This is a genomic window from Streptosporangium pseudovulgare, assembly GCF_014648055.1.
Classification (GTDB): Bacteria; Actinomycetota; Actinomycetes; order Streptosporangiales; family Streptosporangiaceae; genus Streptosporangium; species Streptosporangium pseudovulgare.
The window spans coordinates 66859-79773 of sequence record NZ_BMQJ01000009.1 but is presented as its reverse complement, the minus strand read 5'-3'; the positions used below and the strand labels follow the sequence as shown (position 1 = coordinate 79773).

The window sequence follows — 12915 nt, the reverse complement described above, 5'->3', positions numbered from 1 at the left end:
GGCTCCCACCGGAACGACGACGGCCGTGGCGGGTTCCCGCCGGAACGGTGGCCGCTGGCGGGCCGGTTCCCGCGTTCCGGCCTCGCCCCGCGCGGGCGACGGCCGCGACGGCCCGGTTTCCGCGGTGCGGTGGTCCGGATTCCGCTGTCGCGCTGACCCGCCTTCCGCGGTCGTGGTGGTCGACCTCGCGGTCGCGATGGTCTGGCTTCGACGATGCGATGGCCCGGTTTCCACGGGGAGGTGGCCGGTTTCCACGGGGCGGTATGGTCCGTGACATGTCGCAGTCCCGTGAAGCCGCGCCGCCCCGGTCCCCCGTCACCGCCGACGACCTCGACGAGGCCGTACGGCTCGCCATGGACGTCGTCCGCCGGGTGCCCGCGACCGCGTGGGACGACATGGCGGGCTCGCTGGAGTGGAGCCGCTGGGAGACCGTCGAGCACCTCGGCGACGACCTCTTCGCCTACGCCGTACAGCTCGGCCTCCGCACGCCGCCCGGCGACCGGGAGGTGCCCTTCCGCCTGGAGCGGCGCAGGCCCGGGGGCCCGCGGAACGCGATCCACGCCGATCGCGCGGCGGGACCGGACGGACTGCTGCAGGTGCTGGAGACGAGCGGCGCGCTGCTGTCCGCCATGGTGCGCACGACGCCGCCGGAGGTCCGCGCCCACCACGTCTTCGGGGCATCCGACCCCGAGGGCTTCGCCGCGATGGGAATCGTCGAGGCCCTGGTGCACACCCACGACCTGGCCGGGGGACTCGGGCTCGGCTGGGCGCCGCCCGCGGGGTTGTGCGAGCGGGTCCTGGCCAGGCTGTTCCCGGACGCCCCGCGGGACACCGGCCCCTGGCCCACCCTGCTGTGGGCCACCGGGCGCGGCGAGCTTCCCGGCCGTCCCCGCCTGACCTCCTGGCGCTGGTACGGCGAGCCGCGACCGTAGCCCGCCGGACATCCGCCCGCCCGGCGACGGCGCGGCCGATCACCCGTGAGGGGAGTACGGCCGAGCAGCCGGCCACAGCGCGGCGCGGCCGTGCTCCGGGGTATGGCCGGTGTCATCGAGTACGGCCGAGCCGAAAGCAGGGCTCAGCCGTACTCCTGGGACATGGCCGGTGGAACCGGGGCCGGCCGAGTTGAAAGCAGGGCTCGGCCGTACCCCGGGAACATGACCGGCGTCACCGGGGCCGGCGGGGTCGGGGGCAGGGCTCAGTCGTACTCCGGGGACATGGCGGCGGCCATGCTCAGGTGCGGGACGGCCTGCTCGGCGAGGCCCTGCCGCTGGAGGGTGCGGCCGAGCAGGTGCCGGGCGTAGGAGTCGTCCGGCGTGTCGCCCACCAGTCGCTCCAGCGTGGCGCGGGCCCGGCCGAGCTGCGCCGAGGCGAAGTAGGCGCGGGCGGCGAGCATCAGCACGTTGCGGTCGTCGCCGTACGCGTCGAGCAGGGGCCGCAGCAGGACCAGCGACCCGAGCGGGTCGCGCCGGTCGAGGAGGGCCTCGGCGTGGCGCAGCCGCTCCACCTCGTCGGGCAGCTCACGGCGGTGGCCGCCCCGGGCGATGAACTCCCGGATCACCTCGGCCGGCTGGGCGCCGGCCAGCGCGCGGTCGCCGACGACGATCGTCGGCGAGGTCGTCACCCCGCGCGCCTTGCCGATGAGGAGCAGCTCCCGCACCTCGTCCTCGCCCGCGTCGGTCTCCAGCAGCGCGGCCCCGGCGGCGAAGCCGGCCTCGGCCGCGACGGCGGCGAGCGTCCGGCGGTCGCCGATGTCGGCGCCGTCGACGAAGTGGGCCCGCATCACCCGCTCGGCCACGGCGTTCTGCAGCTCCGCGCCGCCGTGCTCGTGGGCGAGGAACAGCAGGCGGTGCGCGTCGTGGCTGCTCGCCCGCCAGGCCGCTCCCCAGCGTGGGCCGATCCCCTCCGCGGCGGCGATCTCGGAGACCCGCGCCCGGTTCTCCCCGGGGGACAGTCCGGGCGCGCAGACGCGAAGCGCGGTGTCCACCGCGGGGTCGGCGAGCGCCTCCTCAAGGGGGGCGGACCGCGCGGGCGCGGTGGGGTCGATCCGGAACGGCCGCCACACGACCTCGACGGGAACACCGTCGAAGGCCGGGTCGGCCAGTGCCGCCTCCAGCCGCCGCTTGCCGATGTACGCCCATCCGCAGACCATGTCCGCCCAGATCTCGATTCGCATGCCCGGCAACTTATACGACATGTGTCGATTATGCAACACCTGTTGTATAGTCCGGGGCATGAAGGCGGACGACCCCCGAGTACGGCGCACCCGGGCGCGGCTGCGCACCGCGGTTCTCACCCTGGCCGCGGAGAAGGACGTGGGCGCCATCACGGTGTCGGAGGTGGCCAGATGCGCCGGGGTGAACCGGGCGACGGTCTACCTGCACTTCCCCGACGTGGACGCGCTCGTGACCGACGCCATGGAGGAGGCGGTGACCCAGGTGGCCCGGGCCGCCGCGCTGTGCCCGCGCGACGCGCCCCGCGACCGGACCCCCGAGCCGCTGACCGTCCTGTTCGGGCACGTGGCCGCCGCGGCCCCGCTGTACCGGCGGATGCTGGGCCCCCAGGGCAGCGCGCTGTTCGCCACGCGCATGCGCGATCGGCTGACCGCCGAGCTGGCCGGGCGCCTCACCGGCGCGGGGCCCGCCGGTGAGGCGCCCGGCCGGCTCGGTGACGTCCCGGCGGAGACGCACGCCGCCTACCTGGCCGGCGCCCTCATCGGTGTGATCGCGCACTGGGTCACCGGCGACCCCCCGGCGCCCGCGGAGGAGGTCGCGCTGGCGTTCTGGCGCCTCTTCCGCGCCTGAGATCGCCCGAACCCGGCCCCCGCCCCGCGCGTCAGGCGGGCACGGGCCGCGTGAGATCACCGCCCCCGTACGGCGTCCCGGCGGGCTCGCGCAGCGGCCGCAGGGCCCGGGACCACTCGACCACCTCGCCCAGCATGGTCGTCAGGGCCTGCTGCCGGCGCTCTCCCGGGGAGACCACGCCGAGGTCGACGGGGTCGGTGACGACGATGTCGGTGAACATCGACAGCGCCACCTGGGTGCGCACGACCGCGACCTTCGTCTCGGCCAGGACCAGCCGCAGGTGCTCCGCGGCGCGGATCCCGCCCTCGACGCCGTACCCGACGATTCCGGCGGCCTTGTCGCACCACTCGGCGTACAGGTAGTCGATCGCGTTCTTCAGCGCGGCGGGGAAGGAGTGGTTGTACTCCGGGACGACGAACACGAACCCGTCGAACGAACGGATCGTCTCGGCCCACCGCACGGTGTGGGGGTTGCGATAGTCGCCGAACTTCGCGGGAAGGGGCTCGTCCAGCAGCGGCAGGCCGTACTCGGCGACGTCGACCACCTCGACGGACGCCTCGCTGGACACGACGGCGGCGTGCCGTCCGGCGGCCTCCTCGACCCAGCGGGCCACGCCCGCGCCCCGGCGTCCGGGACGGGTGCTGCCGACGACGACGGCTATGCGGATCATCTGTGATGTCTCCTCGTGCTCGCGGTTCCGGGGCGCCGGCGAGGACGCGCCGGTGAACGACCACCAACCTGCCGGGCCGTACGCGGCGGAGGGAGACCGGCGTGAGACTGGCCCTGGCGAGGCCACCCTCGGCGGCGGCGCGGGCGGTACATTCCGCCTGTGAGCGACAACGAGCTGGGCATGTTCCTGCGCGCCCGCCGCGAGGCCGTCACGCCCGCCGAGGTCGGGCTCCCCGAAGGCGTACGGCGGCGCACCCCCGGGCTGCGGCGGGCCGAGCTGGCCATGCTCGCCGGGGTCAGCGTCGAGTACCTCACGCGGCTGGAGCAGGGACGCGACCGTCACCCGTCCCCGCAGGTGCTCACCGCGCTCGCCGACGCGCTGCGTCTCTCCTCCGGCGAACGGTTCCACCTCCTGCGCGCCGCCAAGGTGACCAGCGGCGACCTCCTGGCCTGCCCGGGGGCCGCGCCGCCGGTCCGGTCGGTCCGTCCCACCGTGCGGGCGCTGCTGAACCGGCTCGATCCCGCGCCCGCCGTACTGCTCAACCGGCTGGGGGACGTGCTGGCCTTCACCGGCGGCTACGAGCGGCTCGCCGGCCCGATCGGGCTTCTGGACGGCCGGTCGCCCAACGTCGTCCGTCACCTGTTCACCGACGTCCGGGCCCGGACCGCCTACCCCGACTGGGACCGGGTGGCCGACGAGCAGATCGCCGTCCTGCGGGCCGCGTGCCTCCCGGCGGACCCGCACCTCGCCGGGTTCGCCAAGGAGCTGACGGTCGTCGCCGGCGCGCCGTTCGCCACCCGGATGGCGGCCCCGGCCGTTCCTCCCGGGCCTGCCGGGGGGATGGGCGCAGAGCGGCTGGTCCATCCCGAGGCCGGTGAGCTGCGACTGGTGCGCGAGGCCCTCGAACCGTCCGGCGCGGACGGCGAGCGCCTGGTCGTGTACCTCCCCGCCGACGACGCCACGTCCGCCGCCCTCGACCGCCTCGCCGGCCGCGCGCCCGGCGCGCTGCGTGCGGTGGCCGGCTGACGCGGGCCGGCGGCCACCCGGCACCGGCCACCCGGCACCGGGCACCGAGCCCGCCGGCCCGGGGCGGCGGCCGCCCGGCGTCAGGTCCGCTCGGCCGGCCGCCGGGTCCGCTTGACCGGCCGCCGGGTCGGTCCTTCCGGCCGGCCCGGTGGTCCCGTCAGCGGGCCGGTGCGGGAGTGATCTGGAAGAGGGCCGCCTTCCAGGCCCCGTCCGAGTCCCTGGTCAGCGCGGTGGTGGCGAAGACCGCCATGGTCTGCGGGTCGGTGCCGTTCACCAGCATGTCGATCTCGACCCTGCTGGTGTGCACGGCGCTGCCGGCGCCGAGCATGATCACCCGGTGGTCCGACTGGTCGGTGCGGGTGTAGGGGTTCCGGTTCTCGGCGAACCCCTTCAGGATCGCGTCGCGGTCGGTCACCACGCCCCACGGCGACACGCTGACCGGGTCGTCGGTGAGGAAGCCGTCGTAGAAGGCGGCGTCGCCGTTCCGGTTGGCCTCCCACGCCCGGTCCATCAGATCGATGATCTCCTGCATGACTCGCCTTTCGTTCACACCGGATGGTGACACCGGTTTAACTGGTGTCAGAGGCTAGACTGGTGGGGTGAACAACGCAAACGGCATCCTTCTGACGCCTCGGGACGGTCAGACCTTCCGGTTCGACGCGGGGACGCTGTGCCTGGAGTTCCTGCTCACCGGTGCGCTTCCGCAGTGGGAGCAGTTGCACGCGCCGGAGGACCTGGCGGCCTGGATCCCGCTGTCCAGGGTCGGTCTTCCGGACGAGGTCGTGGTCGGCGAGGCCGACCTGGCCGGGGCCAGACGACTGCGCGCCGCGATCCAGGCCCTGGCCGAGCGTGCGGCGGCGGAGGGCCACGGCGGCCCGGGAGATCCCGGAACGGACCGGACCCACCGGGGTACGGCGGACACCGGCGGAAGCGCGTCCCCGGACCCGGCGCCGGACGGGAGCACGTCCCGGGACCTGGCGCTGAGCGGAAGCGCGTCCCCGGACCCGGCACTGGACGGGAGCGCGTTCCCCGGCGCGGAGGACGCGCTCGCCATGATCAACGGGTTCGCCGCCGCCCCGCAGGACGCGCTCGCCGTGATCAACGGGTTCGCCGCCGCCCCGCCTCCCGTGCCCGTGGTCACGCCGTCCTTCCAGCGGGGCTGGGCGACGCCGGTGACCGGCGCGCAGTTCCTGTCCGCGGTCGCCAGGGACGCCGTCGAACTGTTCGGCGGGCCGATGGCCTCCCGGGTGCGCGTGTGCGGCGGGCAGCGGTGCCTTCTCATCTTCCTGGACACCTCCCGGCCCGGCGCCCGCCGCTGGTGCTCGATGGACCGCTGCGGCAACCGGTCCAAGCTCCGCACCCGCCGCGACCGCGCTCCACGGCCCGCGGATGCCGGCCACTGACGACGAACGGAACGATCCCGCCCTCACGGGACGCCCGGCCGGTGATCCACCCGGCGCGTCCCGGGCGGCCCGCGCCTCACGACCGCTTCCTGCTCGTGTCGGACAGGCGTGTCCGTCGCGGTCCGGGACCGGGCCCGGCGGGCGCATGCCGGGCATGGGGGACAATCGGCACCGTGCAGTTCGGCGTTCTCGGGCCCCTGGAGGTGCGGTCCGCCGCCGGTGAGGAGATCCCGGTGGGCGGCCCCCGGCCGCGTGCCCTGCTGGTGATGCTGCTGCTGAACGCGGGCCGGGTGGTCGGCGTGACGGAGCTGATCGACGGCCAGTACGGCGACGACCCCCCGGCCGGCGCCGCGAACGCGCTGCAGGCCCAGGTGTCCCGGCTGCGCCGGAACCTTCCCGCCGGTGTCGTGGAGTTCCACGGGGCCGGGTACCGGCTCGCGGTCGATCCCGGTGACGTCGACGTCCACCGGTTCGAGCGGCTCGCCCGCGAGGGGCGGCGGTTGCTGGCCGCGGGCCACCATGAGGCCGCGGCGGGCACGCTGCGCGAGGCGCTCGGCCTGTGGCGGGGACCCGCCCTGGCCGACCTGCCGCCCGGGTCGTTCCGGCGGGCGCGGGAGGCGCGCCTGGAGGAACTGCGGCTCGTCGCCGCGGAGGACCTCGTCGAGGCGGAGCTCGCCCTCCCCGAGGGGACCTCGGTGGCCGAGCTGCGGCGGCTGGCGGACGTGCACCCCTTGCGGGAGCGGCTCAGGGGCCAGCTCATGCGCGCCCTGCACGCGGCCGGGCGGCAGGCCGAGGCGCTGGAGGTCTTCGAGGAGACCCGGCGGACGCTCGCCGAGGAGCTCGGCGCCGACCCCTCGCCCGAGCTGGCCGCCGTCCACCTGGCCGTGCTGCGCGCCGCCGAGCCCGCGCCGCCGCCGCGGCGGCGGCTCGCGGCCCAGCTCACCAGCTTCGTGGGACGCGAGCGGGAACTGGAGCGGATCGGCGCGCTGCGCGACTCCCGGCTCGTCACGATCACCGGACCGGGTGGCACCGGCAAGACCCGGCTGGCGATCGAGGCGGCCGGGCGGGACCGGCGCGAGGCGTGCTTCGTCGACCTGACCTCCGCCGCCGACGACGACCAGGTGCCCCGGGCGGTGCTCGGCGCGCTCGGGCTGCGCGAGACCGGGTTCCAGTCACTCCGCACGGCCGACCCCGCCGACCGCCTGGTGGCGGCGCTCGCCGACCGGGAGTCACTGCTCGTCCTCGACAACTGCGAGCACGTGATCGCGGGGACCGCCGTGCTGGCCCGTGGGCTGCTGGCCGAGTGCCCGGGGCTCCGCGTCCTGGCCACCAGCCGCGAACCCCTCGGCATCACCGGCGAGACGCTGGTGCCGCTGGCGCCGCTGCCCACCCCGCCCCCGGACCTCCCGCCGCGGGATGCGGCCGCCTACCCCGCCGTCCGCCTGTTCGCCGACCGGGCCGCCGCCGTACGGCCCGGCTTCGAGGTGGGTCCGGACAACGCGGCGGCGGTCGTCCGGATCTGCGCGGCGCTGGACGGGCTGCCGCTGGCCATCGAGCTGGCGGCGGCACGGCTGCGGTCGTTCACCGCGGAGGAGATCGCGGGGCGGCTGGCCGAGCACGGCCGGTTCCGGCTGCTGTCGCGCGGCGACCGTACGGCGGCGGCCCGGCACCGGACCCTGCGCGCGGTGGTGGAGTGGAGCTGGGACCTCCTCACCCCGGACGAGCGGGCGCTGGCCCGGCGGTTCGCCGTGTTCACCGGCGGGGCGTCCCTGGAGGCGGTCGAGGAGGTCTGCGGCGTGGACGCCGCCGCCGGGCTGCTGGCCGACCTGGTGGACAGGTCGCTGGTCGAGGCGGACGGCGACCGCTACCGGATGCTCAACACGATCCTGCTGTTCTGCGCCGAGAAGCTGGCCGAGTCCGGGGAGGGGGAGCGCCTGCGCGCCGCCCACGCCCGCCACTTCCTCGGCCTCGCCGAACGCGCCGGTCCCCATCTGCTCCGGGCCGGGCAGCTGCGGTGGCTGGAGCGGCTGTCGGCCGAGCACGGCAACCTGATGGCCGCGCTGCGCTGGGCCGTACGCGGGGACCGGGGCACGGCGATGCGGCTGGTCGCGGCGCTGGCGATCTACTGGTGGCTGAGCGGGCGGCGCGCCCAGGCGGGGGAGGCCGCCGCCGAGCTCCTCGACGCGGCCGGCGGGCCGCCCAAGGGGCTGGAGGAGGAGTACGTCGTGTGCGTGGCGCACGCCGTGCCGCGGGCGCCGGCCGGGCACTGGGAGCGGGCCGGGGAGATCATGCGGTCGCTGGACCGGCCGACGCGTCACCCGTTCACCGTGGCGCTGTGGGGCATGCTCGCCGGGCCGTCGGGGCCGATCGGGCCCGAGGCGGAGCGGCTGCTCGGCTCCGACCCGTGGAACCGGGCGCTGGGACGGCTGAGCCGGGCGCTGCTGGCGGTGTTCGGCGGCGAGATCGCCCGGGGAGAGCGGGAGTTCGCGGAGGCGCTGACGGAGTTCCGTGACCTCGGTGAGCGCTGGGGGACGGCCCAGGCCCTCGACGGGCTGGCCCTCATCGCGGGGCTGCGCGGCGAGTGGGCGCGGGCCCGGGAACCATGGGGGGAGGCGCTGCGGCTCATGGAGGAGCTCGGCGCCCTGGAGGAGAGCGCCGACCTGCTGGCGCACCGGGCCGAGGCGCTGGTGCGTCAGGGCGATCCGGCCGCCGCCGTCGCCGACTACCGGCGGGCCGGGGAGCTCGCCCGCAAGGCGGGCTGGCCGGACGCTCCCGCCGAGGTCCACCTGGGCCTGGGCCGGATCGCGTGGCACCGGGGCGACCTCGTCGAGGCCCGCCGGCTGTTCGGCGCCGCGCTGCGCGCCGCGGAGGACGGGCCCCTGGCGGCGGGGACGCGGACGCGGGCGCTCACCGCGCTCGGGCGGCTGGCCGGGGCCGAGGGCGACCCCGCCGGGGCCCGGCTCCGGCACCGGCGGGCCCTGGCCGCGGCCCGCGGGACACCGCTGACGTCGGACCTCGCCGCCGCCGCCGAGGGGTGGGCGGGCGCCGTACTGCTGGAACACGGGGGAGAGCCGGCGACGACCGCGGATGGTCCCGCGACCGTGGAGCCCGCGTCGGGTACGGCGGGCACCGGGCGACCCGGGACGGTCATGGCGGGCACCACGCGGCCCGTGGAGCCCGCGTCGGGTACGGCGCGGGCCGGGGAGAGCGCGCGGGCGGCGGGGGAGCGGGCGGCCCTGCTGCTGGGGGCGGCGGTGGCGCTGCGCGGCACGGCCGTGGCCGGCGACCGCGACGTCGCGCGGACCGCCGCGGAGGCCCGGGACCTCGCCGGCGTGGAGGCGTTCGCGGCGGCGTTCGCCCGCGGGGCCGCCATGCGCCGCGACGAGGCGCGGGCGGTGCTCGACGCGGAGGCGCGCGAAGCCGAGGACGCGGAGGCGCGCGAAGCCGAGGAAGCGGAGCGGCGGGACGCGGAGGCGGAGCCGGGAGGAGTGGCCGACGGCGGCTGACGGCGGCTGACAGCGGCCGGCGGCGGGGGAGCGCGGGTGTCAGCCGGTGGTCGGCGGGCTGTCAGCGCCCCCGGCGAAGGTCGGAGCATGAAGAACACCACGGTCCTCATCTCCGGCGCGAGCATCGCCGGTCCCGCGCTCGCCTACTGGCTGACCCGCTACGGCTGCGCCGTCACCGTCGTCGAGCGGGCGCCCTCGCTGCGCCCCGGCGGCCAGGCCGTCGACTTCAAGGGCGAGAGCCAGCTCTCCGTGCTGAGGCGGATGGGCATCCTGGAGGAGGTGCGGCGCCACCAGACCGGCGGGACGGACCAGGACATCGTCGACGCCGCGGGCCGGCGGCTGGCGGTCCTGCCGGGCGAGTTCACCGGCGGCGACGTCGAGATCCTGCGCGGCGACCTGTCGGCCCTGCTGTACGAGAGGACGGCGGGCCGCTGCGAGTACGTCTTCGGCGACTCGATCACCTCGCTCACCGAGACGGCGGAAGGCGTGCACGCCACCTTCGAGCGCGGAGCGCCGCGCACCTTCGACCTGGTGGTCGGCGCGGACGGCATCCACTCCAACGTGCGGCGGCTGGCCTTCGGCCCCGAGTCCGAGTACGTGCGCTTCCTCGGGTACCACTACGCGCTGGCCGACCTCGGCGCCGACCTCGGCACCGGGATGTACAACGAGCCCGGCCGGATGGCCTCGCTCGGCGGCCCCAAGTCGCCCGCCTTCTTCGTCTTCGCCTCCCCGCGGCTCGACTACGACCGCTACGACGTCGCGGCGCAGAAGCGGATCCTGGCCGACGCCTACCGGGACGCGGGCTGGCGGGTGCCCGAGATCCTCGCCCGTCTGCCGCACGCCCGCGAGCTCTACCTCGACTCGATCAGCCGGGTCCACATCGACCGGTACGCCAGTGGGCGGGTGGTGCTGCTCGGCGACGCCGCCTACGGCAACACCCTCGGTGGCTTCGGCACCGGCCTGGCCGTCGTGGGCGCGTACGTGCTGGCCGGGGAGCTGGCGCTGGCCGGCGGCGACCACCGGGCGGGGTTCCGCGGGTACGAGGAGCTGCTCCGCGGCTACGCCAAGGTGACCCGGAAGGGCGACGCCGGCGCCTTCCTCGCCCCGTCGACCCGCGGGAGGATCAGGATGCGGAACTGGATGTTCCGGCGCCGGCTCATGTTCGCGCTCATGGTGAAGCTGACCGACCGGTTCGCCACGGACATCGAGCTGAAGGACTATCCGTCGCTCGTCGCGGCCTCCGCCGCGAGGTGACACCGGGACCGCGCCCCCGCGCCCCCGCGCCCCCGCGCCCCCGCGCCCCCGCGCCCCCGCGCCCGCCGGGACCGCCGGGACCGCCGCCGGAACGGTGGCCGCCACCGGGAGCGGAGAACGCGGTCGGGAACGGGGGACGCCGTCAGGAGCGGAGGGGGCCGGGGGAGGCGGAGGGGCGGTCGGCGGCCAGGCGCGGCCGCGGGGGACGGCCGGCGAGGAAGCCGGGGACGGCCAGGGTCTGCCGGACGACCAGTTCGGTCACGTCCGTCACCCGCCGGCGGCGGTGGTAGGCGGCGCGCTGGCGGGCCGCGCCGGAGCCGAGGCGCCGGATCCGGTCCAGCCCGGCCGTCACCAGGCCGAGGTCGCCGCTCTCCTCCAGGCCGGGGCGGGCGCGGTCCAGCAGCCGGTCGGCCAGTTCCCAGGCCGGCACCCGGCGGCCGGAGGGGAGTTCCACCCCGTCGCCCTCGATGCCGTCGCGGGCCGCCCGCCAGTACGCGGCGAGCAGCAGCGTCTGGTCGACCGGGGGCGGCGGGACGCCGCGCCGCACGTCGGCGAGGAGGACGGCGACCAGCCCGCGGATCAGCCCGGCCAGCACCGTCGCCTCCTCCACGGTGGCGCAGGTGTCGGCGGTGCGGAACTCCAGGGTCGGCAGGTGGTGGGAGGGCCTGATCAGCCAGTGGACCATCCCGTGGTCCAGGATCGTCCCGCCGGCGCGCAGGGTCTCGACGAGGGCGTCGTAGTGCGCGGCGGACTCGAAGACGGGCGGCGGCCCGACGCTCGGCCACCGTGACCACAGCATCGCCCGCCAGCTCGCGTACCCGGTGTCGGCGCCGTCGCAGACGGGGGAGTTGCCGGACAGGGCGAGGAGGGTCGGCAGCCAGGGCCGCACGTGGTTCATCACCTGGACGGCCTCCTCCCGGTCGGGGACCCCGACGTGCACGTGGCAGCCGCACACCACCTGGCCCCGCAGCAGCGCCCGGTAGTGCCCGTGGATGCGGTGGTAGCGGGAGGAGTCCGTCAGCGGCGGCATGCCGCCGTCCCCGGTCAGGCACGTGCCGCACGCGGCCGGCGCGGCCCCGGACGCGGTGGCGGCCTCGGCCGCGGCGCCGCGCAGCCGCAGCAGGTCGTCCGCGAGGTCGCGCAGCCCGGTGTGGACGCCGCTGTTGATCTCGATCTGCATCCTGGTCAGCTCCGGCACGATGCGGCCGCGGGCCGGGCCGGCCACGCGGCCGAGCACCTCCGCCGCCAGGGGCAGCGCCAGGCCGGTCCGCGGATCGATCAGCAGGAGTTCTTCCTCCATGCCCAGGGTGAGCTCGGAGACGGCGGCCTCCCGGGGGACGGTGGCCGTCGGCGTGCCCGGCTCCCGCGCGGCCGTGAACGGGGCTTCCTGGGGCGGGTCATGGCGGTAGGGCACGACGGATCGGCGCTCCTTCCTCGGGCCGGGCCGGGAGGCGCCAGGCGAGACACGCCTGCCCGGACATTCATTCCCAAAACAGGATTTATGACCATTTTCGGGGTCTTTCTCCCGGTTTTGGGAATGTCATTGGGTGACGACTGAAAGGCTGGCGTCTCACGGAGCCGGTGTGACAGGGCGGTGATCGGGTAGGGAGGCGTGGTTGCCTCCATTCCGGCGGGATCCGGTGTGGAGCGGGACCGGTCGCCGGCGACGGCTGGCCATCGCGTGCGGGTGAGGGGGTCCACGAGCGGATAACACCGTTTTTTTCGGCGTTCGTCCAGCGGTCCGGCCGGTCATGAGGGTGACATCCCCGTGTTCCACCGCGTCCGGCGCCGGACGCGTCCATCACCTGTCGCGGATCACGGAATACGGATATGAGGAAATGATCATGGTGTCCCAGCCGCAAAGCGCCACGGCGCTCACCATCTCGTCCCAGCCGCATGACGGAGCGGTCGTCCTCCGCGCCCACGGGGAACTCGACCTGGGCTCCGCGCCGGTGCTGCGTGAGCGGCTGCGGCAGGCCACGGAGCGGCCCGCCGCCCCGGCGCTGGTCGTGGACCTGGCCGAGGTCTCCTTCTGCGACTCGGTGGGGATGAGCGAGCTGGTCCTGGCGCTGCACCGCAGCGAGGCCGAGGGCCTGCGGCTGGCGCTCAGCGGCGTCCACGGGAGCCTGGAGCGGCTGCTGTGGGCCACGGGGCTGCACAACGTCTTCGACATCCACCCCACCTGCGACGACGCCCTCCGCGCGGTCACCGCTCCCAGAAGGCTGAAGCGCCGCCCGTGACGCCGGGTCCCCGGT

General features: G+C 76.0%; 11 protein-coding genes. 7 read left to right on the top strand and 4 right to left on the bottom strand.

What is annotated here, in order from left to right; genetic code table 11:
- Positions 1–275: 275 nt before the first annotated feature.
- On the top strand, positions 276–932 hold the full coding sequence (locus IEZ10_RS18765) for a maleylpyruvate isomerase N-terminal domain-containing protein (RefSeq protein WP_189247810.1): 657 nt from the start codon (positions 276–278) through the stop codon (positions 930–932).
- Between the two features lie 263 nt (positions 933–1195).
- On the opposite strand, the gene IEZ10_RS18760 is transcribed toward IEZ10_RS18765, so the two are convergent.
- Positions 1196–2173, bottom strand: a complete 978-nt coding sequence (locus IEZ10_RS18760; protein ID WP_189247809.1) for a DsbA family oxidoreductase — start codon at positions 2171–2173, stop codon at positions 1196–1198.
- Between the two features lie 58 nt (positions 2174–2231).
- Here IEZ10_RS18760 and IEZ10_RS18755 point away from each other — a divergent pair, with 58 nt between their 5' ends.
- The gene (locus IEZ10_RS18755) at positions 2232–2801 is read left to right on the top strand and encodes a TetR/AcrR family transcriptional regulator (RefSeq protein WP_189247808.1); all 570 of its coding nucleotides are present in this window, start codon (positions 2232–2234) and stop codon (positions 2799–2801) included.
- A gap of 31 nt (positions 2802–2832) precedes the next feature.
- Here the strand turns inward: IEZ10_RS18755 and IEZ10_RS18750 are convergent, their stop codons facing one another.
- The gene (locus tag IEZ10_RS18750; RefSeq protein ID WP_189247807.1) at positions 2833–3471 is read right to left on the bottom strand and encodes an NADPH-dependent FMN reductase; all 639 of its coding nucleotides are present in this window, start codon (positions 3469–3471) and stop codon (positions 2833–2835) included.
- Positions 3472–3630: 159 nt separating this feature from the next.
- Between IEZ10_RS18750 and IEZ10_RS18745 the strand changes: the two genes are divergently transcribed.
- Positions 3631–4497 carry a helix-turn-helix domain-containing protein gene (locus IEZ10_RS18745; RefSeq protein WP_189247806.1) on the top strand — a complete coding sequence of 289 codons (867 nt, stop codon included), beginning with the start codon at positions 3631–3633 and terminating at the stop codon, positions 4495–4497.
- 157 nt (positions 4498–4654) lie between these two features.
- Here IEZ10_RS18745 and IEZ10_RS18740 read toward each other — a convergent pair whose 3' ends face one another.
- Positions 4655–5029, bottom strand: coding sequence for a YybH family protein (locus tag IEZ10_RS18740; RefSeq protein ID WP_229811402.1), 375 nt, complete (start codon positions 5027–5029; stop codon positions 4655–4657).
- A 67-nt stretch (positions 5030–5096) separates the two neighbouring features.
- Here IEZ10_RS18740 and IEZ10_RS18735 point away from each other — a divergent pair, with 67 nt between their 5' ends.
- The 3 genes from IEZ10_RS18735 to IEZ10_RS18725 all read left to right on the top strand — a co-directional run bounded on the left by IEZ10_RS18735 (position 5097) and on the right by IEZ10_RS18725 (position 10660).
- Positions 5097–5900 carry a CGNR zinc finger domain-containing protein gene (locus tag IEZ10_RS18735; RefSeq protein WP_189247804.1) on the top strand — a complete coding sequence of 268 codons (804 nt, stop codon included), beginning with the start codon at positions 5097–5099 and terminating at the stop codon, positions 5898–5900.
- Between the two features lie 173 nt (positions 5901–6073).
- Positions 6074–9406 carry an AfsR/SARP family transcriptional regulator gene (locus IEZ10_RS18730; protein WP_189247803.1) on the top strand — a complete coding sequence of 1111 codons (3333 nt, stop codon included), beginning with the start codon at positions 6074–6076 and terminating at the stop codon, positions 9404–9406.
- 87 nt (positions 9407–9493) lie between these two features.
- On the top strand, positions 9494–10660 hold the full coding sequence (locus tag IEZ10_RS18725) for an FAD-dependent monooxygenase (RefSeq protein ID WP_189247802.1): 1167 nt from the start codon (positions 9494–9496) through the stop codon (positions 10658–10660).
- Positions 10661–10802: 142 nt separating this feature from the next.
- Here the strand turns inward: IEZ10_RS18725 and IEZ10_RS18720 are convergent, their stop codons facing one another.
- A complete protein-coding gene (locus tag IEZ10_RS18720; RefSeq protein ID WP_229811401.1) occupies positions 10803–12074 on the bottom strand; it encodes a carboxylate-amine ligase in 1272 nt (423 codons plus the stop codon).
- Between the two features lie 430 nt (positions 12075–12504).
- Between IEZ10_RS18720 and IEZ10_RS18715 the strand changes: the two genes are divergently transcribed.
- Entirely contained in the window at positions 12505–12900 is a 396-nt protein-coding gene (locus tag IEZ10_RS18715) for an anti-sigma factor antagonist (RefSeq protein ID WP_189247801.1), read from the top strand.
- The last annotated feature ends 15 nt before the right edge of the window (positions 12901–12915 follow it).

Bases quoted from the DNA above. Each gene is read 5' to 3' on its own strand.
- IEZ10_RS18750 (WP_189247807.1), bottom strand. From the start codon at position 3,471: ATGATCCGCATAGCCGTCGTCGTCGGCAGCACCCGTCCCGGACGCCGG.
- IEZ10_RS18755 (WP_189247808.1), top strand. From the start codon at position 2,232: ATGAAGGCGGACGACCCCCGAGTACGGCGCACCCGGGCGCGGCTGCGC.
- IEZ10_RS18765 (WP_189247810.1), top strand. From the start codon at position 276: ATGTCGCAGTCCCGTGAAGCCGCGCCGCCCCGGTCCCCCGTCACCGCC.
- IEZ10_RS18740 (WP_229811402.1), bottom strand. From the start codon at position 5,029: ATGCAGGAGATCATCGATCTGATGGACCGGGCGTGGGAGGCCAACCGG.
- IEZ10_RS18725 (WP_189247802.1), top strand. From the start codon at position 9,494: ATGAAGAACACCACGGTCCTCATCTCCGGCGCGAGCATCGCCGGTCCC.
- IEZ10_RS18715 (WP_189247801.1), top strand. From the start codon at position 12,505: ATGGTGTCCCAGCCGCAAAGCGCCACGGCGCTCACCATCTCGTCCCAG.
- IEZ10_RS18760 (WP_189247809.1), bottom strand. From the start codon at position 2,173: ATGCGAATCGAGATCTGGGCGGACATGGTCTGCGGATGGGCGTACATC.